The following is a 22,161-nucleotide window of genomic DNA, read 5'->3' on the forward strand; positions in this document are numbered from 1 at the left end:
GCGGCCTGCTTTCGCGAGTAAAGATCCACGTTCGTAGAACGTGGACTTGTGTTTGCCCCCTATAAGGGGGCCATCCTCACACGCAGCACCCAGCTGATCTCCGCCACCTTGCCCAACAGTAGGGTGCGCCATGCGCACCGCGGCGATGGTGGCGACTCCGAGTCTGTCTCCCGGTGCGCGCGGCGCACCCTACGGGACTAGCAGTATCCTGCTGGTTCGCTGACTCGAATCGTCACAGGCAGAGCCGGTGACTCATGACCACGTCCGCAGGACGTGGTTTCCCAAGTTCAAATGAATTCGCCCCCACCAAAGACTGAGCAATGGTCCACTGCTCGCGGGGATAATCCCACTATGCTTGTTCCCGTGCCTTTTGCCGGCGTCCTTTCGCGCCGGTTTCCCGTGGCCTGCCAGAGGATCAATCGCGATGAAACTCTTCTATTCCCCCGGAGCCTGTTCGCTCGCCGTACATATCGTCCTGCGCGAGATCGGCAAACCCTTCACCCTGGAAAAAGTCGACCTGGCCGCCCACAAGACGGGGGCTGGCGAGGACTACTACCGCAGCAATCCCAAGGGCTATGTCCCCTTGCTGGAACTGGACGGCGGCCAGGCGCTGACCGAAGGGCCGGTGATCTGCCAGTACCTGTGCGACCAGGCTGGCCGCACCGACCTCATGCCGGCCGCTGGCGAGTTGCTGCGCTACCGCGTCATGGAGTGGCAGGCGTTCATCAGTAGCGAAGTGCACAAGAGTCTCGGCGCGCTGTTCAACCCGATGCTGGATGACAAGGCCAAGGCGACCTACGCCGGCATGGCCCATCGGCGCCTGCAGTGGGTTTCGGAACAGTTGCGCGGCCGGCAGTTCCTCACCGGCGACGACTTCACGGCCGCGGATGCCTACCTCTTCACCGTGGCCGGCTGGGCGCCTTATGTGAAGATGGACCTCTCCGATTGCCCCGAGCTGCAGGCCTTCCAGGGCCGGGTGGCCGCCCGCCCGGCCGTGCAGGAGGCGTTGAAGGCGGAGGGGTTGGTTTGAGGTAGAAGGCCAGTCTCGATCGTGGGAGCGATTTCAATCGCGATTGGCCGGCGCCCGTTTTCGCGAATGAATTCGCTCCCACAAGGAACCGAAGCCACCGGGGCCGCCCGGTGGATCTCCCTCAATCCTCCTCCTGCACTGCCTTGTAGGTCCCGGCGAGCTTCTGCTGCACCTCCTGCGGTGCGGCGCTGTAGTGGCTGAGGACCATGCTGTAGGCACCGTGGCCCTGGGTGATGGCCTTGAGCCGGCCGGCATAGCCATCCAGCTCCGCCAGGGGTACCTGGCCATGGACCAGTGCCAGACCCTGGGAGAGGGATTCGGTGCCGGTGACCTGGCCGCGGCGGCCGATCAGATCGGTGGTGATGTCGCCCAGATTGGTTTCCGGCGCGCTCACCTCGACGGCGACCACCGGTTCCAGCACCACTTCACCGGCGGCGCGCAGGGCGTCCAGCATGGCTTTGCGCCCGGCGGCCTGGAAGGCGATGTCCTTGGAGTCCACCGGGTGGTGCTTGCCGTCGTACAGGGTGACCTTCACGTCCGCCACCGGCAGGCCAGCCAGGGGGCCGCAGCCCAGTACCGAACGCACGCCCTTTTCTACCGAGACGATGAACTGGGACGGAATCACGCCGCCCTTCACCTCATCGGTGAAGGCGAAGCCGCTGCCCCGGGGCAGTGGTTCGATGCGCAGGAACACCTCGCCGAACTGGCCCGCACCGCCGGTCTGTTTCTTGTGCCGGCTGTGGCCCTCGGCGGGGCGGGTGATGGCTTCGCGATAGGGCACCCTGGGCGGGCGGGTTTCCACCTCGAGCTTGTAGGTGCCAGTGATGCGGTCCAGCAGGTAGCGCAGGTGCAATTCGCCCATGCCGCGCAACACGGTTTCCTGGGTGGAGGCCTGGTAGTCGAGCTTCACGCAGGGGTCTTCGGCCTGCAGGCGGCTCAGCACTTCGGCGATGCGCTGCTCGTCGCCGCGGCGCCTGGCCTCGATGGCGAGGCCCTGCATGGGCGCGGGGAAGTCCAGGGGCTTGAGGTGGATCTCGTCCTCGTCATGGGAGTCGTGCAGCACCGCGTCGAACTCCACCTCATCCACCTTGGTGAGGGCACCGAAGTCACCGGGGATAAGCCGGGTCACTTCTTCGTGACGCTTGCCCTGCAGGCGTAGCAAGTGGCCCAGTTTGAAGGGTTTGCGGCCGTCACCGACGAACAACTGCATATCCCGCACCAGGGTGCCCTGGTGCACGCGGAAGATGCCGAGCTTGCCCACGAACGGGTCGATCACCACCTTGAACACATGGGCCAGCACATGCTCCTGCGGGTCCGGCCGGGAGCGGAACGCCCTGGCCTGCGCGCCCTCGCCCTTGAGAAAGAGCGGCGGGTTGCCTTCAGTCGGGTTGGGCGCCAGGCGCGCGAGGATCTCCAGCAGCTCGGCCACCCCGGCGCCGGTGCGTGCGGAGGTGAAGCACAGGGGAATCAGATGCCCTTCGCGCAGCGCCCGCTCGAAGGGCTCGTGTAGTTCCGCCGGGGAGATCTCGCCCTGTTCCAGGTAACGCGCCATCAACTCCTCGTCCACCTCCACCACCTGGTCCACAAGGGCCTGATGCGCGTCGGCCACGGACGAGAAGTCGGCTTCGCCGGCAGGTTCGAAGAAGCAGTCCACCACGCGGCTGGCGTTGTCCGCCGGCAGGTTCAGTGGCAGCACTTCCTTGCCGAAGACCTCGCGCAAGCTGGCCAGCAGGGCAGGGAGGTCGACACGCTCGGCGTCGATCTTGTTCACCACCAGCATCCGGCACAACCCGCGCTCGGCGGCCATGGCCATCATGCGGCGGGTGGTGAGCTCGATGCCGTTCTGCGCATTGACCACCACCAGCGCGGTTTCCACCGCAGCCAGGGCGGCGATGGATTGGCCGATGAAGTCCGGGTAGCCGGGGGTGTCGATCAGGTTCAGCTCGGCACCGGCATGGCTGCAGTGGGTCAGGGCCGTGGCGAGGGAGTGGCGGTACTCGCGCTCCAGTGGGTCGAAGTCACAAACCGTATCGCCGCGCTCCAGGCTTCCGGCGCTGGCAATCGCGCCGCTGCGGTGTAGCAGGGCTTCGGTCAGGCTGGTCTTGCCGCTGTCGCCATGGCCGACCAGGGCGACCGTTCGAATGGATTCCACCGAGTAGTTCGCCATGAGCACCTCCGCGCGCTGGGGTGTTTCCAGTATAGGCAGGCGCCCCATGCCTGCCCCGGAAGCTCAAGGTTTACCACAACCTGTTGATACTGCTCGAAAAATGAACATATCTTGGCAGCCCGCGCCAGCCGTGGCCCTGGCGGGTATCTGTACAGCTTGCCCACAGAAGGTTCCACTGGCTTTGTGAGTAAAAACAGGATTTTCCACCGCTGAACGCACGACCAAGGGCGTGGAGAAGTGGAAAAGTGCGAGTGATCGGTAATTGATCGGTAGGCTGTACAGCCCGTGAATGCTGGGTATGGATAACTTGCCAACGGTTTTTCCACAGGGTTCTTCACGACTTTTGTGCGCAAGTTTTCGGCGAGCGGGATCTCTTGTGCGTGAAATTGGCTGAAAGCCAGGAGCGATGGGGATTTGGCTATACAGCGGCATCAACAGATTTTCCACAGGATTATCCACATGGTCTGGGGGTAATCCGGTTGTCGATGCTTGGAGATCAAAAAACGAACAGCTCGGTGTATCGCAGGTGAGATAAGGGCTGCAGGCTGTTTTCCACAGCTTGTGTACCTTTCGCTGCACAGAATTTGTGTGGAAGAAATTGCAAGTTGTTGAAATGGATCAGAAAATAACCAGTTCGCTGGAGGGCTCGAGCGGCGCGGCCTGCAGCCGTGGCTCTACAGATTGTCCACAGGTTGGTCCACGGAAAACGGGGGTAAGGCGGGGGAGGGGAGAGCGGAAAAACCTGTAGGGGTGATTTCAATCGCCAAGCAGACCGAAGGTCTGCCTTGCTGGGTTTAGCAGGGCAGCTGCGCTGCCCTTGGCGAATGAATTCGCCCCTACAGTGGTTCAGCGGTCAGCGGTGCGAATCAGGCCCCCATCGCCGCCCGGATATCCGCCGCCAGCTCGCGCACGCGGTCCATCTCGGTGTCCCAGGAGCACATGAAGCGGGCACCGCCGGCGCCGATGAAGGTATAGAAGCGCCAGCCCTTGGCACGCAGGTATTCCAGCGCGGGCTCGGACATCTGCAGGAACACGCCGTTGGCTTCCACCGGGAACATCAGGCTGATGCCGGGGACGTCAGCGACCAGTTCGGCCAGCAGTTGTGCACTGGCATTGGCGTGCCTGCCGTAATGCAGCCAGGCGTCGTCCTGTAGCAGGCCGACCCAGGGCGCGGCGAGGAAGCGCATTTTCGACGCCAGTTGGCCAGCCTGCTTACAGCGGTAGTCGAAGTCCTCCGCCAGTTCGCGGTTGAAGAACAGGATGGCCTCGCCGACGGCCATGCCGTTCTTGGTGCCGCCGAAGCAGAGCACGTCGACACCGGCTTTCCAGGTCAGCTCCGCCGGCGAGCAGCCGAGGAAGGCGCAGGCGTTGGCGAAGCGCGCACCGTCCATGTGCAGGTTCAGGCCTAGCTCCTTGCACACCTGGCTGATGGCGCGAACTTCATCGGGGCGGTAGACGGTGCCCACTTCGGTGGCCTGGGTGAGGGTGACCACACGGGGCTTCGGGTAGTGGATGTCCTGGCGTTTCAGGGCAATTTCGCGGATCGCCTCGGGGGTCAGCTTGCCGTCGACGGTTTTGGCCAGCAGCAGCTTGGAGCCGTTGGAGAAGAATTCCGGGGCGCCACATTCGTCGGTTTCGACGTGGGCGGTCTCGGAGCAGATCACGCTGTGATAGCTCTGGCACAGCGATGCCAGGGCCAGGGAGTTGGCGGCGGTGCCGTTGAAGGCGAAGAAGACTTCGCAGTCGGTTTCGAACAACTGGCGGAAATGGTCGGCCGCGCGGGCCGTCCACTGGTCATCGCCGTAGGCGCGCTCATGGCCGCGATTGGCCTCGGCCATCGCGGCCCAGGCTTCCGGGCAGATGCCCGAGTAGTTGTCGCTGGCGAATTGCTGGGTCTGGTCGGTCATATCCTGGTCCTTCTGTCCGTTCGCCTGCAGGCACAGGCGTATGGGGGCTAACTTTACGCCAGGTTGGACGCACGGGATTCGTTCGAGGCGACATCCTTTTCTGCCTTCGGCGCCTGGTCAGGAACAGGGAACTCAATCCTCCCCAGGCATCTCAGAACCCAAGAGCGCGCGTGAATGCGACGCCCCACCCTGGAAGGAGGAACCGACATGCGTTACCCGACCCTGATCGCTCTTTTCGTTCCCGTGCTGATCGGCCTGCCGGCCGTTGCCGCCGAGTGGCCCAGCGGTGAGCGCGACCGCTTCATCCAGGACTGCAAGACCAGTGCACAGGCCAACATCGCTGCGGACAAGCTGCAGCGCTACTGCGGTTGTGCCGCCGATCGGGTCAGCGTGGAGTTCAGCAGCGCCGAGTTGGCCGCGCTGAAAAGCCAGAAGACCCCGTTGCCGGAACAGACCCACCAGCGGTTGATCAAGGTTTCCCAGTCCTGCCTGAGCCAGCTGAACGACTGATCGAAATTTGATCGCCTGACCGTAGCCTGCGCACTGCGCGGGCTGCGTGGCCGACTCCACAGTTTTTCCACAGGGCGGTCCACGGTTTCTGTGGGCGAGGGCGGTGGACAGGTGCATTTTGGGGTCGGATACGGACAGATTTTGCCGATGCCGGATCAGGAGAATCCTGTAGGAGCGAATTCATTCGCGAAAGGGACGCGTAGCGTCTCCAGGCAGAGAAACGAAAGGCCAGGCCTGTGGCCAGTAATCGCGATTGAAATCGCTCCCACAGATGTAGTCGGGGAATCGGCATGGCCATCAGTGTGTTCGACCTGTTCAAGATCGGTATCGGCCCCTCCAGCTCGCACACCGTGGGCCCGATGCGGGCGGCGGCGCTGTTCGCCACGGCGTTGCGCGAGCGCGGCCTGCTGGAGCAGGTGACGCGGGTCGAGGTGCGCCTGTATGGCTCGCTGTCGGCCACCGGCGTCGGCCACGGCACCGACCGCGCGACCCTGGTGGGGCTGATGGGCGAATGGCCAGACCAGGTCGACCCGAAACAGATCGCCCCGCGCATCGAGGCGCTGCAGGCAGCCCGCGAACTGCGGCTGGACGGCACGCACCCGGTGCCGTTCGACTGGCAACGCGACCTGCTGCTGCTCGACGAGAACCTGCCGTACCACCCCAACGCCATGACCCTGATCGTCGAAGGCGAGGCGGGTGAACTGCACCGCGACACCTACTACTCCATCGGCGGCGGCTTCGTGGTCGACGAGGCCCAGGCCAAGTCCGGCCAGCTGGACCAGGACGCCACCGCACTGCCCTACGATTTTTCCAGTGCCGAAGAGCTGCTGGAACTCTGCCAGCGCCACAACCTGCGCATCGCCGAACTGATGCTGGCCAACGAGAAGGCCTGGCGCAGCGAGGCGGAGATCCGCGCCGGGCTGCTGAAGCTCTGGGACGCCATGCAGGAATGCGTGACCAACGGCCTCGGCCACGAAGGCATCCTCCCCGGTGGGCTGAATGTGCGCCGGCGTGCCGCCAAGCTGCACCGCAGCCTGCAGGAGCTGGGCAAACCCAACGTGATCGGCTCGACCATGAGCGCCATGGAATGGGTCAACCTCTACGCCCTGGCGGTGAACGAGGAAAACGCCGCCGGCGGGCGCATGGTCACTGCGCCCACCAATGGCGCGGCGGGGATCATCCCGGCGGTGTTGCACTACTACATGCGCTTCAACCCGGAGGCCAGCGAGGACGACGTGGTGAACTTCTTCCTCGGCGCGGCGGCGGTGGGCATCCTGTGCAAGAAGAACGCCTCGATCTCCGGCGCCGAAGTGGGCTGCCAGGGCGAAGTGGGTTCGGCCTGTGCGATGGCGGCAGCGGGACTGGCGGAAGTACTGGGGGCGACCCCGGCGCAGCTGGAGAACGCGGCGGAGATCGGCCTGGAACACAACCTGGGGCTGACCTGCGACCCGGTGGGCGGACTGGTGCAGGTGCCGTGCATCGAGCGCAACGCGATTGCCGCGGTGAAGGCGATCAATGCGGCGCAGATGGCGCTGCGCGGCGACGGCGAGCACTTCATCTCGCTGGACCAGGTGATCCGCACCATGCGCGACACCGGGGCGGACATGCACGACAAGTACAAGGAAACCTCGCGCGGTGGCCTGGCCGTGAGCGCGGTGGAGTGCTGATGCCATGACCGCCTATCAAGCCCTGCCGCAGTCTGAAACCCGCTTCGAATCCATCGGCTTCCTGCTGTTGGAGGACTTCAGCCTGATCGCCCTGGCCGGCGCACTCGAGCCGCTGCGCCTTGCCAACCAGCTGTCCGGAGCGGGGCTCTATCGCTGGTGCACCCTGACTTGCGACGGCACCCCGGTGCGCGCCGGCAACGGTATGCAGCTGACACCCGAAGGCAGCCTCGCCGAGGCACGCGAACTGGACGCCCTGATCCTCTGCGGCGGCGACGGCGCTCCGCTCGCCGATGCCGGATTGCTCGCACAGCTCCGCGACCTGGCCGCGCACGGCGTGAAGCTGGGCGCGCTGGAATCTGCCCGCGCCGTGCTGGCCGAGGCCGGTTTGCTTCAGGACGGCGAAAGCATCCCGGCCTGGGCCAGCCGCCTGACCCTGCGCGAGGCCCTGGCCAGCGCCCAGCCGAAGCTGCAGGAAGTGATCGCGCTGATGGAGGCCAATCTGGAGGAACCCATCGAACTGGATGACCTGGCCAGCTTCATCGAGTTGTCGCGGCGGCAGCTGGAAAGGTTGTTCCAGAAGTACCTGCACTGCTCGCCGTCGCGCTACTACCTCAAGCTGCGCCTGTTGCGCGCCCGCCAACTGCTGCGCCAGACCGCGTTGCCGGTGGTGCAGGTGGCCTTCGGTTGCGGCTTCCTCTCCGCGCAGAACTTCTCCAAGTGCTACCGCGAGCATTTCGGTATTCCGCCCAGCAACGAGCGACTGGACAAGCCGCAACTCTGCCGCGCCGCCCTGCACTGACACCGAGCGACACCACCTTCGGGCCCGCCCGTGCCTGGCAGCACGGTTCGGGCCTGTTTTTTGGTGGGGTGGGTAGGTGATTCCCGTGTGGGGGCGAATGAATTCGCCCCTACAGAAGAGCTCCGTGTCGGCCTCAACATCCCTCACCCCCGGCCCCTCTCCCGCAGGGAGAGGGGTGACTCAGGCCCACCTTGCGCACGGACAGCTCCCTCTCCCTCTGGGAGAGGGTTGGGCGGGCCGCGTTCGGATGAGGGCAATTGATCCCCGCTCGAGCCCCCACCCCACCCCAGCGGATCTGACCAACTTCGGGTCGGATTCGTACAAAAAGTGGCGGAGGGCTTCTGTTGCAATGCTTTCCAACGGCCCACCAGTCCGGTGTGTCGAGTCAGTGGAAAACAACAAGGGTTCACCGCCATGCAAATGCCCAAGACGCTCCGCATCCGTAACGGCGACAAGGTTCGCTCCACCTTCTCCGCCCAGGAATACGCCAATCGCCAGGCCAAGCTGCGTGCTCATCTGGCGGCGGAGAACATCGACGCCGCGATCTTCACCTCGTACCACAACATCAACTACTACTCCGACTTCCTCTACTGCTCCTTCGGCCGCCCCTACGCGCTGGTGGTGACCCAGGACGACGTCATCAGCATCAGCGCCAACATCGACGGCGGCCAGCCGTGGCGCCGCACTGTCGGCACCGACAACATCGTCTACACCGACTGGCAGCGCGATAACTACTTCGTCGCCATCCAGCAGGCCCTGCCCAAGGCTCGCCGCATCGGCATTGAGCACGACCACCTGAACCTGCAGAACCGCGACAAGCTGGCCGCCCGCTATCCGGATGCCGAGCTGGTGGATGTGGCCGCTGCCTGCATGCGCATGCGCATGATCAAGTCCGCCGAAGAGCACGTGATGATCCGCCACGGCGCGCGCATCGCTGACATCGGTGGCGCGGCGGTGGTAGAAGCGCTGCGTGACCAGGTGCCGGAGTACGAAGTGGCGCTTCACGCCACCCAGGCCATGGTCCGTGCCATCGCCGATACTTTCGAGGACGTGGAGCTGATGGACACCTGGACCTGGTTCCAGTCCGGCATCAACACCGACGGTGCGCACAACCCGGTCACCACCCGCAAGGTGAACAAGGGCGACATCCTCAGCCTCAACTGCTTCCCGATGATCGCCGGCTACTACACCGCGCTGGAGCGCACCCTGTTCCTCGACCATTGCTCCGACGACCACCTGCGTCTGTGGCAGGTCAACGTCGAGGTGCATGAAGCCGGTCTGAAGCTGATCAAGCCCGGTGCGCGCTGCAGCGATATCGCCCGCGAACTTAACGAAATCTTCCTCAAGCACGATGTGCTGCAATACCGCACCTTCGGCTACGGCCACTCCTTCGGCACCCTCAGCCACTACTACGGCCGCGAGGCCGGGCTGGAGCTGCGTGAGGACATCGACACTGTGCTGGAGCCGGGCATGGTGGTGTCCATGGAACCGATGATCATGCTGCCGGAAGGCCTGCCGGGTGCCGGTGGCTACCGCGAGCACGACATCCTGATCGTCAACGAGAACGATGCCGAGAACATCACCAAGTTCCCCTACGGCCCGGAGAAAAACATCATCCGCAAATGATCCAGTCCACGCCCGCGCAGCGCCGACCTCCTGCGCGGGCCGTGGTTTCACGCATCACCACAACAAGAATCGACGCGCGGCATTCACGGGGTCCAGACCCTGCGCACGCGCCGCCCTTTGACTACCCGCTGCCGAACTACACGACATAACAATAGAGGTACAGGCGATGGTCAGGTTTATTGCAGGAACGCTCCTATGGGGAGCGGCCGACAGTGTGTCCTTCAACAACGGTCGGGGCACTCCCGTCCATACTCCAGGCATCCAGGCGCAACTCCCGTATGAAGGGGGTGCCCGATGAGCTCATCCAATCAGACCCTGGCCTACGGCCAGGCCGGAAGCCAGATGGCCAGCAGCGAGCGCAGCACGCTCCGCCGCGCGGCGACCGCCAGCTTCATGGGCAACTTCGTCGAGTGGTTCGATTACGCCGCCTACGGTTACCTGGCGGCGGTGATAGCCGTCGTGTTCTTCCCTGCCACCGACAAGACCACCGGCCTGCTGGCGGCCTTCGCGGTGTTCGCGATCTCCTTCATCGTCCGCCCCATCGGCGGCATCGTCTGGGGCCATATCGGCGACCGTTACGGCCGGCGTAACGCCCTGTCCCTGTCCATCCTCATCATGTCCGGCGCCACCTTCTGCATCGCGTTGCTGCCGACCTACGCCCAGGTGGGCATGTTCGCGCCGCTGCTGCTCCTGCTGATCCGGCTGGTGCAGGGCTTCTCCGCCTCCGGAGAATACGCCGGCGCGGCGGCCTTCCTCGCCGAGTACGCCCCGGACAACAAGCGCGGCTTCTACACCTGCCTGGTGCCGGCCAGCACCGCGGCGGGGCTGCTGTTCGGCTCGTTGTTCGCGGCACTGCTCTATTCGCAGCTGGACACCGAGCAACTGCACAGCTGGGGCTGGCGCATTCCCTTCCTGCTGGCGGCGCCCCTGGGGCTGATTGGCCGCTACATCCGCCTGCACCTGCAGGACACACCCAAGTTCCGCGAAATGGAACAGGCCATGGAGAAGAAGGAAGCCGAGCACAAGGTGCCGATCCGCGAACTCATGGGTGTGCACCGTGTGAAGGTGCTGGTGGCCATTGGCGTCACCTGCCTCAACGCGGTGGCCTTCTACCTGATCCTCAGCTACATGCCGACCTACCTCTCCACCGAGATGGGCATGACCGAAACCGATTCCTTCCTGGCCTCCACCGTGTCACTGGCGACCTACATCGGTTTCATCTTCCTGATGGGCAAGCTGTCCGACCGCTTCGGCCGCAAGACCATGCTGATTGCCGCGTCGCTGCTGTTCCTCGCGCTCACGCTACCGCTGTTCGGCTTGCTGGAAGGCCAGGGCTTCGCCTTCATCCTGCTGATCCAGATCGCCTTCGGCCTGATGCTGGCGATGAACGACGGCACCCTGCCGTGTTTCCTCGCGGAAGTTTTCCCGACGCGGGTGCGCTACAGCGGTTTTGCCTTCAGCTTCAACACCGCCAACGCCCTGTTTGGCGGCACCGCACCGTTCATCGCCACCTGGCTGATCAGCCAGACCGGCGACAAGATGGCTCCGGCCTGGATGCTGGTAGCGGCGGCGGCCGTGGCGCTGCTGGCGATGCTGTGCATCTGCGAGACGGCGCACAAGGCCCTGGCGGACGACTGAGGACTGGCGATCCTGCCAACTTCGGGTCGGATTCGTACAAAAGCCGGGGCGTCGATTTTGCTAAAACGGCCATCAATAGAAGACCGTCTGCGCTCCGCAGAGCCGTCCAGCAGCACCGGCCCCCGGTACATCCGGTGCAAAAACCACACTGATCCACTTCGATGCCTGTCATGCCAACAGACTGGCGGGTTCTCCATGCACGTCAGGAGCAAACCGACGACAAACCAGGAAGGCCAGGAATAACGGCAACACCTTTCCACGCTTCAGGAGAGACAACAATGAAGAACCGTACCGACCTTTCACGCCGTAACTTCATGATCAGCACCGGGGTTCTGGCCGGTGGTGTCGCGCTTTCCAGTCTGCTTCCAATGCGCAGTGCCGCCGCGGCGGAAAAGGAACTGGTGATCCTGGCTTGGGCCGGCCACGCGGAGCCGGATATCGTCGCCGACTTCGAGCGCCAGCATGGGGTCAAGGTCCGCGCCAAGTACTACACCGGTGGCGACAACATGCTCGGGCTGATTTCCCAGTCACCGCCCGGTACCTTCGACCTGATCCTGTCCGACGCCGAATACGTGCAGCAGCTGAAGGCTGCCGAGTACATCGAGCGCCTGGACCCCGCCGACTATCCGTTCGACGACTTCTTCCCGGAATTCCAGCACTTCCCCGGCCACTGGGACGGCAACGCGCTGTATTCGGTGCTGATCCGTTTCGGTTTCCTCGGTATTGCCTACAACACCCAGCTGGTTCCCGAATCGAAGGTACGTAGCTACGGGATGTTCTGGGACGAGTCGCTCAAGGGCAAGGTCGGGCACTTCGACTGGCACCTGCCGAATCTCGGCCAGATCAGCCTGTACAACGGCAACAAGCATCCCTATGACATCGACGCGAAGAGCTGGAAGGGTGTGCAGGAGAAGATGATGACCCTGCGCCCGCAGATCGGCGGGTTCTTTGACTACGGCGGCACCTTCTCGTCGCTGAAGAACGGCCAGATCCAGGCAATGTGCGGTATCGGCGACTGGATCACCGGCGTGCTGCAGCGCTCCGGGGCACCAGTGAAGACAGTGGTGCCGGAAGAAGGCGGCCTGCAGTGGACCGAGTCCTACTGCATCGCCAGGAACGCTCGCAGTCCGGAACTGGCGAAGAAGTTCATCCAGTACATCACCTCGCCCGAAGGCCAGGTGAAGTCGGCGCGGATGCTCGCCTACCCCGCCCTCATCCCCAGCCAGCGCGGTTGGGCGCTGCTCAACCAGGTCGATCCGGCCGAAGCCAGGCGCCAGGGCATGCTGCTCGGCCAGCGCAACGTGATGGACGACATCCGCGAGGGCCGCATTCAGTACCGCCAGCTGCCGATACAGCAGGGCCTGGAGGAGTGGAACGACTTCTGGTCAGAGTACAAGGGCGCCTGAGGGCACTCGGAGGCAACGGCAATGACGCTACACAAGCTGCAAACCGCTCCGCCAGCTGCCGAAATCGAAAGCCCCCGGGTCAGCCCCGGCCGCAAGCGCGGCTACCGGCCCTGGTACGGCCTTGGTTTCTCGCTGCCCATGCTGTTCTGGCAACTGGCCTTCTTCGTTTTTCCGCTGGTGTTCCTGGTCACCATCAGTTTCTGGATGGTGCGCAACTTCCGCATGGTGCCGACCTTCGAGTGGCTGAACTGGAGCTACGTGCTCGGTCGCGGCTACTTCTGGGATGCCTATGCGCACACCCTGGCCATGGCCGCGGGGGCCACGCTGCTGATCAGCCTGCTGGCGTTCCCCTGCGCCTACGCCATCGCCTTCAAGTTCCGCGCCTCGGCCCGGCAACTGGCGATACTGCTGCTGATCACGCCGTTCTTCACCAGCTACCTGGTGCGCACCTACTCCTGGCAGGTGTTCCTCGCCGACAACGGCATCCTCAATGCCTTGCTCGGCCAGTTCGGCATCGGCGCATTGCCAATGTTGAACAGCGTGTTCGGCACCTACGTCGGCTACTTCACCCTGTGTCTGCCGCTGGTGGTGGTACTGCAGGTGTTCAGCCTGATGTACATGGACCGTTCGCTGGTGGAGGCCGCGCACAACCTCGGTTGTGGCCGCCTGCGCACGGTGCTGCGGGTGGTGGTGCCGTCGGCGCGCACCGGCATCGTGGTGGCGGCGTTGTTCTGCTTCATCCTCACTTTCGGCGATTTCGTCAGCCCGCTCTACCTCGGCGGCGGCCAGCCACCGACCCTCAGCACCCTGATCGCCGACACCACCAAAGCCGGCCAGCAATGGCCGCGCGCCGCGGTGATCGCCACGATGATGATCGCAACATTGCTGTTGGTAGCTTTTGCAGCGGTCCGCTTCGCCTACCGGAGGCGCGCATGAACGAGCATCGCCTGATCAACTTCCTGCTGCGTGGCTACGTGGGGCTGGTGTTCCTGTTCATCTTCACGCCGATCCTCGGCAGTATCGTGTTCTCCTTCAATGTGGACCGCTTCCCGTCACTGCCGCTGGGTGGGTTCAGCCTGCACTGGTACCAGACGGTGGCCGGCGATCCGGCGGTGTGGCAGGCGTTCGGCAACAGCCTGAAGGTCGCCGTGGTGGTGTCGCTGGTGTCCACCTTCCTCGGCTTCACCGCGGCCTATACCGACTTCCGCTACCACTTCTTCGGCAAGCCGGTGTACATGGCGCTTGCCCTGCTGCCGCCGACCATTCCGGTGGTGATCATGGGCCTGGCGATGCTGGCGTTCCTCTCCCGCGTCGGCCTGTCCGGCGAAATCCACGCGGTGATGATCGCCCACATCGTGATGTGCGCACCCTTCGCCATGGCTGTGATACGCATGCGCCTGGCGCAGATGGACCCGATCCTCGAAGCCGCCGCCTGGAACCTGGGCGCCAGCCAGTGGAAGGCCATGCGCCATGTGATCCTGCCATTCGCCGCGCCGAGCATCTTCGCCGCGCTGTTCGTGACCATGGCGGTGTCCTTCGACGAATTCGCCGTCGCCTGGTTCGTCTCCGGGCTCAACGAAACGGTGCCGATGCGCATCCTCAGCACCCTGCAGGGCCAGGTCAGCCCGACCATCAACGCCATTGGCACCTTGGTGTTCATCACCACCACGGTCCTGGTGATCCTCGCGCAACTGCTGCTGATACGCCGGCGTAAGCCGGCCTGAGCCCCCGACAACCATTCGAATCACAGGTAACCCCACCATGAGTCAGCCGCTGGTCGTGTTCGATAATGTGGTCAAGCACTTCGGCGAGTTCGTCGCCGTCGAGCGCATGAATCTGGAGATCTACAAGGGCGAGTTCGTCGCGATCATGGGTTCCAGCGGCTGTGGCAAGACCACCACGCTGCGCATGCTCGCCGGGCTGGAGAAGCCGAGCGAGGGCGAGATCCGCCTGAACGGCGAGCGGATCAACGATCTTCGCTCCTGGGAGCGCGATACCCCGCTGGTCTGGCAGAACCTGGCGCTGTTCCCGTTCCTCAACGTGGTCGAGAACGTCGAGTTCGGCCTGAAAATGCGCGGCATGGCCAAGGCCGAGCGACACCGCAAGGCACTCGAATGGCTGGATCGCCTCGGCCTCGCCGAATTCGCCACGCGCGACATCGCCCAGCTCTCCGGTGGCCAGCGCCAGCGCGTGGCGTTGGCCCGTTCGCTGGTCACCGAGCCGCCGATCCTGCTGCTCGACGAACCGCTGAGTGCCCTCGATGCCCATCTCAGTGTGCGTATGCAGGGCGTGCTGACCGGGCTGCAGAAGGATCTGGGCATCACCTTCGTGTATGTCACCCACAGCCAGTCGGAAGCCTTCGCCATGGCCGATCGCGTGGTGATCATGAGCCGCGGCCGGATCGAGCAGGTTGGCACGCCGCAGGCGGTGTTCCGCGAGCCGCACAACCGCTTCGTCGCCGAGTTCGTCGGCGGCAAGAACATCCTCGGCGGTAACGTCGCCGGCTTCGACGAGACCGGGCTGGTGCGCATCGAATCGGAGCACGGCGCTTTCCTGGCACGTCCGCCGAAGGAGCGCACGGTCGTCTCCGGCGATCAGGTGAGCGTCTGTCTGAGCGCAGACCATATCCAGCTTGGCGAACGGGCAGCCCTGCCCAATCGCCTGGAATGCCGCGTGGTCGGCGAGGAGTTCATCGGCTCGATGGTGAACATCCACCTGGAAACCGCTAGCGGACTGGAGCTGCAGGTACAGAAACCGCACGCCGAATACGCCGGTCTTGGCCTGCAGGGCGGGCAGAGGGTATTCGCCGGCTGGGACAGCGCCAATGCGCTGATCCTGCGCGGCGAGTGAACGAATCCCCGGCTCCTGGCCGGGATGAGCAACTGTTGGAGAAGTATCGATGAGCAAGAGCGTTTTCGTGGGCGAGCTGACCTGGAAGGAATACGAAGCCAGGGTCGCCAGGGGGGACTGCGTCATGCTGTTGCCGGTCGGCGCGCTGGAGCAGCATGGCCATCACATGTGCATGAACGTCGATGTACTGCTGCCCACCGCCGTTTGCAAACGAGTCGCCGAGCGCATCGACGCGCTGGTGCTGCCGGGATTGCAGTACGGCTACAAGTCGCAGCAGAAATCCGGCGGCGGCAACCATTTTCCCGGCACCACCAGCCTGGATGGCGCGACCCTGACCGGCACGGTGCAGGACATCATCCGCGAGCTGGCGCGCCATGGCGTGCGCCGCCTGGTGCTGATGAACGGGCACTACGAAAACTCCATGTTCATCGTCGAAGGCATCGACCTCGCCCTGCGCGAATTGCGCTATGCCGGCATCCAGGACTTCAAGGTGGTGGTGCTGTCCTACTGGGACTTCATCAGGGACCCGGCGGTGATCGAGGCACTCTATCCGGAAGGTTTCCTCGGCTGGGACATCGAGCACGGCGGCGTCTTCGAAACCTCGCTGATGCTGGCCCTCTACCCGAACCTGGTGGACATGGACAAAGTCGTCGACCACCCCCCCGCCACTTTCCCGCCCTACGACGTGTTCCCGGTGATCCCCGAGCGCACGCCGGCCTGCGGCACGCTCTCTTCGGCGAAGAACGCCAGCCGCGAGAAGGGCGAGCTGATCCTGCAGGTGTGCACCGAGGGTATCGCCGCCGCCGTGCAGGAGGCGTTCGCGACGCCGTCCTGATCGATTCCACTCCGTTCCGCGAAAGACCCCAGTCCAACAAGAATACGAGGGTAACCACGATGTCCACGCCTGTTTCCACCGGTGGCCCGGCCCTGGCCGCCGAACTCAAGCAGCGCCACGTCACTATGCTGTCCATCGCTGGCGCCATCGGCGCCGGCCTGTTCGTCGGCTCCGGCCACGCCATCGCTTCCGCCGGTCCGGCGGCGATCCTGGCCTATCTGATCTCCGGCACGCTGGTGGTGCTGGTCATGCGCATGCTCGGCGAGATGGCTGTGGCCGCGCCCGATACCGGCTCCTTCTCCACCTACGCGGAACGGGCTATCGGCCGCTGGGCGGGCTTTTCCATCGGCTGGCTGTACTGGTGGTTCTGGGTGCTGGTGATCCCGCTGGAGGCGGTCGCCGCCGCAGCCATCCTCAACGCCTGGTTCCCGGCGGTGGCGACCTGGCAGTTCGCCCTGGCGGTTACTGCCCTGCTCACCGCGACCAACCTGTTCAGCGTGGCACGCTACGGCGAGTTCGAGTTCTGGTTCGCCCTGCTCAAGGTCATCGCGGTGATCGGTTTCATCATCCTCGGCTTCTTCGCCCTCAGCGGCGGGCTGCCTGACCGTGAGGTCAGCGGCGTGATGAGGCTCACCCAGGAGCATGGAGGCTTCATGCCCAACGGTTTCAGCACGGTGCTCGGGGCGCTGCTGACCACGGTGTTCAGCTTCATGGGTACGGAAATCGTCACCATCGCCGCCGCGGAGTCGAAGAACCCGGCGAAGCAGATCACCCGGGCGACCAACTCAGTGGTCTGGCGGATGGGCATCTTCTACATCGTGTCGATCTTCCTGATCATCTCCATCGTGCCGTGGAACGACCCGCTGCTCACCGAGGCCGGCTCGTACCAGCGCGCCCTGGAGATCATGAACATCCCCAACGCCAAGCTGATCGTCGACATCGTGGTGCTGGTCGCCGTGGCCAGCTGTCTGAACTCGGCCATCTATACCGCCTCGCGCATGGTCTTCTCCCTCAGCAAGCGCGGCGACGCCCCGCGCTTGCTGCAGAAGACCTCGCCGAAGGCGGTGCCCTACGCCGCCGTGCTGGCCAGCACCGCAGTGGGCTTCCTCACCACGATCATCAACTACTTCGCGCCGGAGAAGGTCTTCGCCTTCCTTCTCGCCAGCTCCGGCGCCGTGGCCCTGCTGGTGTATCTGGTGATCGCCATCTCGCAGTTGCGGATGCGCCGCCAACTGGTCGCCTCGGGCAAGCCGCTGGAATTCAGCATGTGGCTGTATCCCTGGCTGACCTGGCTGGTGATCCTGTTCATCCTGTCGGTGCTCGGCATCATGCTGGCGATGCCGGACCATCGTGCGGAGCTGCTGGCCACCGGCATGCTAACGGTCGTAATCGTCTGCCTGGGGCTGCTCGACAGCCGCAAGGGGCGGGCGCGGCAGGTGGCACCTGGACTCGCGCAGGCCGATTTGCAGTGAGTGATTCCGGGTTCGAAGGGATTCGATGAGGCTGTGGAAGCCGTACCCCAAGCGGGTACGGCCTTAGAAGTTGTCGCTTCAAAGCAGACCATAGGGTGCGCTGTGTGTGCGCACCGATTGCGGGATTGGCTTCGCGCAGGTGCGCATGGCGCACCCTACTGGATCAGCGGGCTCTGCTTGCGCTCCCCTGCGGCGAGTGGCCGAAGATGTTGTCGCGTAGGGTGCGCTGTGCGCACCGATTGCGGGATTGGCTTCGTGCAGGTGCGCATGGCGCACCCTACTGGATCAGTGGACTCTGCTTGCGCTCCCCGCGCGGTGAGTGGCCGAAGAAGCGGCTGTAGCACTTGGAGAAGTGCGCCGGGGAGGCGAAGCCGCAGGCCAGGGCGATGTCGCGTACCTGGGATTCGCTGCGCAGCAGCAGGTCGCGGGCGCGGTTCAGGCGCAGCTCCAGATAGTACTGGCTGGGGGTTCGGTCCAGGTACTTGTGGAACAGGCGTTCCAGTTGGCGCACCGACACTTCGTTGAGCTGGGCCAGCTCTTCCAGTTCCAGCGGTTCTTCCAGGTTGGCTTCCATGATCGCGACGATCTGGCTCAGCTTCGGTTGGGCGTGGCCGAGCTTCTGTCGCAGCGGAACGCGCTGTTGTTCGCGGGCGCCACGCATGCGGTCGCAGAGCAGCAGTTCGGCGGCGCGGGTGGCGATTTCCACGCCGCCCGGCTCGCGGGCGATCAACTGCAGGGTCATGTCCATGGACGCCGTGCCGCCGGAGCAGGTGTAGCGGTCGCGGTCCAGCTCGAACAGCTGGTTGGAAATGATGATGCCAGGGAACTTGTCCTTCACCTGCTCGATGTCTTCCCAGTGCACGGTGCAGCGGTAGCCCTTGAGCAACTCGGCGCTGGCCAGCAGGTGGCTGCCGGTGCAGATGCCGCCCAGCGCCACGTCGTGCTGGGCCAGCTTGCGTACCCAGTGCAGCATGCGGCGGTCGTAGCGGGTCGGCATGGGGTTGGAACCGACGACGAACAGGGCGTCCAGTTTGGGTGCGTCGTCTAGGCTGTGGTCGGGGACCACGCGCATGCCGTTGCTGGCTTGTACCGGTTCGTGGTCGGCGGCGATCAGCAGGGTACGGAACAGGGTGCGCTTGGCGGCCAGGTTGGCCATGCGCAGGGTCTCGATCGCCGAGGCGAAGCCGATGGTGGTGAAGTTGGGGATCAGCAGGAAACCGAAGGTCTTCACTCCGGCCGGCCGGACCTGGCCTGATGGTTTGTCGACGGGCGGCGCCGCAAGGTTCGCAACAGCCATTGGTTCTTCCTCCACTGCATCGACTGTCGTTTTTGGGTATAGGCGGGTGAGGCAGAAGTCGAAATGCAGTTCTGTCTTTTTATTGTTCTGCGGCGCGGGAGCTGGCCTGCGCCGGGGTTCAGCTTACACCCATTCCAGCCCCGCATCAGCGGCGTCCCTGCGTGATATCCGGGGGCCGGCAGGGAGGTCGCCGCTAATCGAACGGTTTTACTTCGCTGCCTGGGTAGGTTTGGGCATTTACACGTCGCAAACAGGCAAACGGGGTGTCGGGCTATTTCGCACAATCGGTCGCAACAGGCAGGTGCCGACCGTCTTCCAGTCATCGGTGCAGGGCCCCCAAAACAACAGAGACGACAGCGGGTTGTCGCAGGAGATCATCGATGTTCAGCAAGCAAGACCAGATCCAGGGTTACGACGACGAACTGTTCAGCGCGATGCAGGAAGAAGAGCACCGTCAGGAAGACCACATCGAGCTGATCGCCTCGGAAAACTACACCAGCAAGCGCGTGATGGAAGCCCAGGGCAGCGGCCTGACCAACAAGTACGCCGAAGGCTATCCAGGCAAGCGCTACTACGGTGGCTGCGAGTTCGTCGACAAGGTCGAACAGCTGGCCATCGACCGCGCCAAGCAACTGTTCGGTGCCGACTACGCCAACGTCCAGCCGCACTCCGGCTCCCAGGCCAACAGCGCCGTCTACCTGGCCCTGCTGAACGCCGGTGACACCATTCTCGGCATGAGCCTGGCCCATGGCGGCCACCTGACCCACGGCGCCAAGGTGTCGTCCTCCGGCAAGCTGTACAACGCCGTGCAGTACGGCCTGAACACCGCCACCGGCCTGATCGATTACGACGAAGTCGAGCGCCTGGCCGTGGAGCACAAGCCGAAGATGATCGTCGCCGGCTTCTCCGCCTACTCCAAGACCCTCGATTTCCCGCGCTTCCGCGCCATCGCCGACAAGGTGGGTGCGCTGCTGTTCGTCGACATGGCCCACGTTGCTGGCCTGGTTGCCGCCGGCCTGTACCCCAACCCGCTGCCCTACGCCGACGTGGTCACCACCACCACCCACAAGACCCTGCGCGGTCCGCGTGGCGGCCTGATCCTGGCCAAGTCCAATGAAGAGATCGAGAAGAAGCTGAACTCTGCCGTCTTCCCCGGCGCCCAGGGTGGTCCGCTGATGCACGTGATCGCCGCCAAGGCGGTGTGCTTCAAGGAGGCGCTGGAGCCTGGCTTCAAGGAGTACCAGGCCCAGGTGATCCAGAACGCCCAGGCGATGGCCAAGGTGTTCATCGAGCGCGGCTATGACGTGGTCTCCGGCGGCACCGACAACCACCTGTTCCTGGTCAGCCTGATCAAGCAGGGCAAGACCGGCAAGGAAGCGGACGCCGCCCTCGGCCGCGCCGGCATCACCGTGAACAAGAACGCCGTACCCAACGACCCGCAGTCGCCCTTCGTGACCTCGGGCATCCGCATCGGCACCCCGGCCATCACCAGCCGTGGCTTCAAGGAAGAGCAGTCCACCGAGCTGGCTGGCTGGATCTGCGACATCCTCGACCACCTCGGCGATGCCGACGTCGAAGCCCAGGTGGCCAAACAGGTCGCCGGCCTCTGCGTCGACTTCCCCGTCTACCGCTGAGCCAATTCACCCTCTCCCCCGGCCCCTCTCCCACAAGTGGGAGAGGGGAGTAGAACCAGGAGCATTCCATGCAACGTTATTCCGGCTTCGGTCTGTTCAAGCACTCCCTGAGCCACCACGAGAACTGGCAACGCATGTGGCGCAACCCGACGCCGAAGCCGGTTTATGACGTGATCATCGTCGGCGGTGGCGGCCACGGTCTGGCCACTGCCTACTACCTGGCCAAGGAATTCGGCGTGAAGAACGTCGCGGTGGTGGAGAAGGGCTGGCTGGGTGGTGGCAACACCGCGCGCAACACCACCATCGTCCGCTCCAACTACCTGTGGGACGAGGCGGCGCAGCTGTACGAGCACGCGATGAAACTGTGGGAAGGCCTGTCCCAGGACCTGAACTACAACGTGATGTTCTCCCAGCGTGGCGTCTACAACCTCTGCCACACCCTGCAGGACATGCGTGACTCGGCGCGCCGGGTGAACGCCAACCGCCTGAACGGCGTCGACGGCGAACTGCTGGACGCCCGCCAGGTAGCCGAGGAGATTCCCTTCCTCGACTGCAGCAAGAACACCCGTTATCCGATCATGGGTTCCACCGTTCAGCGTCGCGGCGGCGTGGCCCGTCACGATGCCGTGGCCTGGGGCTACGCCCGTGCTGCCGACGCCCTGGGCGTCGACCTGCTGCAGAACACCGAGGTGCTCGGTTTCCGCAAGCAGGATGGCGCGGTGATCGGTGTCGAAACCAATCGCGGCTTCATCGGCGCCAAGCGCGTCGGCGTGGTCACCGCCGGTAACTCCGGCCACATGGCCAAGCAGGCCGGCTTCCGCCTGCCGCTGGAATCCCACCCGCTGCAGGCCCTGGTGTCCGAGCCGATCAAGCCGATCATCCACAGCGTGATCATGTCCAACGCCGTGCATGGCTACATCAGCCAGTCGGACAAGGGCGACCTGGTCATCGGTGCCGGTATCGACGGCTACAACGGCTACGGCCAGCGCGGCTCCTACGGGACCATCGAACACACCCTGCAGGCCATCGTGGAGATGTTCCCGATTCTTTCCCGCGTGCGCATGAACCGGCAGTGGGGCGGCATCGTGGATACCACGCCTGACGCTTGCCCGATCATCTCCAAGACCCCGGTGAAGAACCTGTTCTTCAACTGCGGTTGGGGCACCGGCGGCTTCAAGGCCACCCCGGGTTCGGGCCACGTCTTCGCGGCGAGCCTGGCGCGTGGCGAGATGCACCCGCTGGCCAAGCCCTTCTCCATCGACCGTTTCCACTCTGGCGCACTGATCGACGAGCACGGCGCTGCTGCCGTGGCTCACTAAGGAG

General features: G+C 64.3%; 16 protein-coding genes and 1 pseudogene. 14 read left to right on the top strand and 3 right to left on the bottom strand.

The window, feature by feature from the left end; all coding sequences use genetic code 11:
* The first annotated feature begins 424 nt into the window (after positions 1-424).
* Positions 425-1,030: a glutathione transferase GstA gene (gene gstA, locus THL1_RS01900; protein WP_069081698.1), complete on the top strand. Its 606-nt coding sequence runs from the start codon at positions 425-427 to the stop codon at positions 1,028-1,030.
* 121 nt (positions 1,031-1,151) lie between these two features.
* Here gstA and fusA read toward each other — a convergent pair whose 3' ends face one another.
* Together fusA and THL1_RS01910 are read right to left on the bottom strand one after the other, a co-directional pair.
* Positions 1,152-3,197, bottom strand: a complete 2,046-nt coding sequence (fusA, locus tag THL1_RS01905) for an elongation factor G (RefSeq protein WP_069081699.1) — start codon at positions 3,195-3,197, stop codon at positions 1,152-1,154.
* Between the two features lie 866 nt (positions 3,198-4,063).
* The gene (locus THL1_RS01910) at positions 4,064-5,104 is read right to left on the bottom strand and encodes a low specificity L-threonine aldolase (RefSeq protein ID WP_069081700.1); all 1,041 of its coding nucleotides are present in this window, start codon (positions 5,102-5,104) and stop codon (positions 4,064-4,066) included.
* Between the two features lie 207 nt (positions 5,105-5,311).
* Between THL1_RS01910 and THL1_RS01915 the strand changes: the two genes are divergently transcribed.
* The 11 genes and pseudogenes from THL1_RS01915 to gabP all read left to right on the top strand — a co-directional run bounded on the left by THL1_RS01915 (position 5,312) and on the right by gabP (position 17,907).
* Positions 5,312-5,614 carry a hypothetical protein gene (locus THL1_RS01915; RefSeq protein WP_069081701.1) on the top strand — a complete coding sequence of 101 codons (303 nt, stop codon included), beginning with the start codon at positions 5,312-5,314 and terminating at the stop codon, positions 5,612-5,614.
* 290 nt (positions 5,615-5,904) lie between these two features.
* Entirely contained in the window at positions 5,905-7,281 is a 1,377-nt protein-coding gene (locus THL1_RS01920; protein ID WP_069081702.1) for an L-serine ammonia-lyase, read from the top strand.
* A 4-nt stretch (positions 7,282-7,285) separates the two neighbouring features.
* Positions 7,286-8,044, top strand: a pseudogene (locus tag THL1_RS01925) (GlxA family transcriptional regulator); the annotation flags it as partial.
* A gap of 450 nt (positions 8,045-8,494) precedes the next feature.
* Positions 8,495-9,706 (top strand): M24 family metallopeptidase, encoded by a 1,212-nt coding sequence (locus THL1_RS01930; protein ID WP_069081704.1) that lies wholly within the window; start codon positions 8,495-8,497, stop codon positions 9,704-9,706.
* A gap of 294 nt (positions 9,707-10,000) precedes the next feature.
* Positions 10,001-11,344, top strand: coding sequence for an MFS transporter (locus THL1_RS01935; RefSeq protein ID WP_069081705.1), 1,344 nt, complete (start codon positions 10,001-10,003; stop codon positions 11,342-11,344).
* Positions 11,345-11,622: 278 nt separating this feature from the next.
* Positions 11,623-12,750, top strand: a complete 1,128-nt coding sequence (locus THL1_RS01940; protein ID WP_069081706.1) for a polyamine ABC transporter substrate-binding protein — start codon at positions 11,623-11,625, stop codon at positions 12,748-12,750.
* A 21-nt stretch (positions 12,751-12,771) separates the two neighbouring features.
* Positions 12,772-13,686, top strand: a complete 915-nt coding sequence (locus tag THL1_RS01945) for an ABC transporter permease (RefSeq protein ID WP_069081707.1) — start codon at positions 12,772-12,774, stop codon at positions 13,684-13,686.
* Positions 13,683-14,474, top strand: a complete 792-nt coding sequence (locus THL1_RS01950) for an ABC transporter permease (protein ID WP_069081708.1) — start codon at positions 13,683-13,685, stop codon at positions 14,472-14,474. The genes THL1_RS01945 and THL1_RS01950 overlap by 4 nt, the downstream gene beginning before the upstream one ends.
* A 37-nt stretch (positions 14,475-14,511) precedes the next feature.
* Positions 14,512-15,600 (top strand): ABC transporter ATP-binding protein, encoded by a 1,089-nt coding sequence (locus tag THL1_RS01955; protein ID WP_069081709.1) that lies wholly within the window; start codon positions 14,512-14,514, stop codon positions 15,598-15,600.
* A 49-nt stretch (positions 15,601-15,649) separates the two neighbouring features.
* Positions 15,650-16,435 (top strand): creatininase, encoded by a 786-nt coding sequence (locus tag THL1_RS01960; RefSeq protein WP_069081710.1) that lies wholly within the window; start codon positions 15,650-15,652, stop codon positions 16,433-16,435.
* Positions 16,436-16,494: 59 nt separating this feature from the next.
* Positions 16,495-17,907 (top strand): GABA permease, encoded by a 1,413-nt coding sequence (gene gabP / locus THL1_RS01965; protein ID WP_069081711.1) that lies wholly within the window; start codon positions 16,495-16,497, stop codon positions 17,905-17,907.
* Between the two features lie 277 nt (positions 17,908-18,184).
* On the opposite strand, the gene THL1_RS01970 is transcribed toward gabP, so the two are convergent.
* Positions 18,185-19,204, bottom strand: a complete 1,020-nt coding sequence (locus THL1_RS01970; protein WP_083245789.1) for a GlxA family transcriptional regulator — start codon at positions 19,202-19,204, stop codon at positions 18,185-18,187.
* Between the two features lie 380 nt (positions 19,205-19,584).
* Here THL1_RS01970 and glyA point away from each other — a divergent pair, with 380 nt between their 5' ends.
* The gene (glyA, locus tag THL1_RS01975) at positions 19,585-20,838 is read left to right on the top strand and encodes a serine hydroxymethyltransferase (protein ID WP_069081712.1); all 1,254 of its coding nucleotides are present in this window, start codon (positions 19,585-19,587) and stop codon (positions 20,836-20,838) included.
* 68 nt (positions 20,839-20,906) lie between these two features.
* A complete protein-coding gene (locus THL1_RS01980; RefSeq protein WP_069081713.1) occupies positions 20,907-22,157 on the top strand; it encodes a sarcosine oxidase subunit beta in 1,251 nt (416 codons plus the stop codon).
* Positions 22,158-22,161 lie beyond the last annotated feature (4 nt).

The organism is Pseudomonas sp. TCU-HL1, assembly GCF_001708505.1.
Classification (GTDB): domain Bacteria; phylum Pseudomonadota; class Gammaproteobacteria; order Pseudomonadales; family Pseudomonadaceae; genus Metapseudomonas.

What these genes read in the sequence shown, in the direction of transcription:
- THL1_RS01935 (WP_069081705.1), top strand. Translation starts at nt 10,001, where the DNA reads ATGAGCTCATCCAATCAGACCCTGGCCTACGGCCAGGCCGGAAGCCAG.
- THL1_RS01955 (WP_069081709.1), top strand. Translation starts at nt 14,512, where the DNA reads ATGAGTCAGCCGCTGGTCGTGTTCGATAATGTGGTCAAGCACTTCGGC.
- gstA (WP_069081698.1), top strand. Translation starts at nt 425, where the DNA reads ATGAAACTCTTCTATTCCCCCGGAGCCTGTTCGCTCGCCGTACATATC.
- fusA (WP_069081699.1), bottom strand. Translation starts at nt 3,197, where the DNA reads ATGGCGAACTACTCGGTGGAATCCATTCGAACGGTCGCCCTGGTCGGC.
- THL1_RS01960 (WP_069081710.1), top strand. Translation starts at nt 15,650, where the DNA reads ATGAGCAAGAGCGTTTTCGTGGGCGAGCTGACCTGGAAGGAATACGAA.
- THL1_RS01930 (WP_069081704.1), top strand. Translation starts at nt 8,495, where the DNA reads ATGCAAATGCCCAAGACGCTCCGCATCCGTAACGGCGACAAGGTTCGC.
- THL1_RS01970 (WP_083245789.1), bottom strand. Translation starts at nt 19,204, where the DNA reads ATGGCTGTTGCGAACCTTGCGGCGCCGCCCGTCGACAAACCATCAGGC.
- THL1_RS01950 (WP_069081708.1), top strand. Translation starts at nt 13,683, where the DNA reads ATGAACGAGCATCGCCTGATCAACTTCCTGCTGCGTGGCTACGTGGGG.
- THL1_RS01945 (WP_069081707.1), top strand. Translation starts at nt 12,772, where the DNA reads ATGACGCTACACAAGCTGCAAACCGCTCCGCCAGCTGCCGAAATCGAA.
- THL1_RS01915 (WP_069081701.1), top strand. Translation starts at nt 5,312, where the DNA reads ATGCGTTACCCGACCCTGATCGCTCTTTTCGTTCCCGTGCTGATCGGC.
- glyA (WP_069081712.1), top strand. Translation starts at nt 19,585, where the DNA reads ATGTTCAGCAAGCAAGACCAGATCCAGGGTTACGACGACGAACTGTTC.
- THL1_RS01920 (WP_069081702.1), top strand. Translation starts at nt 5,905, where the DNA reads ATGGCCATCAGTGTGTTCGACCTGTTCAAGATCGGTATCGGCCCCTCC.
- gabP (WP_069081711.1), top strand. Translation starts at nt 16,495, where the DNA reads ATGTCCACGCCTGTTTCCACCGGTGGCCCGGCCCTGGCCGCCGAACTC.
- THL1_RS01940 (WP_069081706.1), top strand. Translation starts at nt 11,623, where the DNA reads ATGAAGAACCGTACCGACCTTTCACGCCGTAACTTCATGATCAGCACC.
- THL1_RS01980 (WP_069081713.1), top strand. Translation starts at nt 20,907, where the DNA reads ATGCAACGTTATTCCGGCTTCGGTCTGTTCAAGCACTCCCTGAGCCAC.
- THL1_RS01910 (WP_069081700.1), bottom strand. Translation starts at nt 5,104, where the DNA reads ATGACCGACCAGACCCAGCAATTCGCCAGCGACAACTACTCGGGCATC.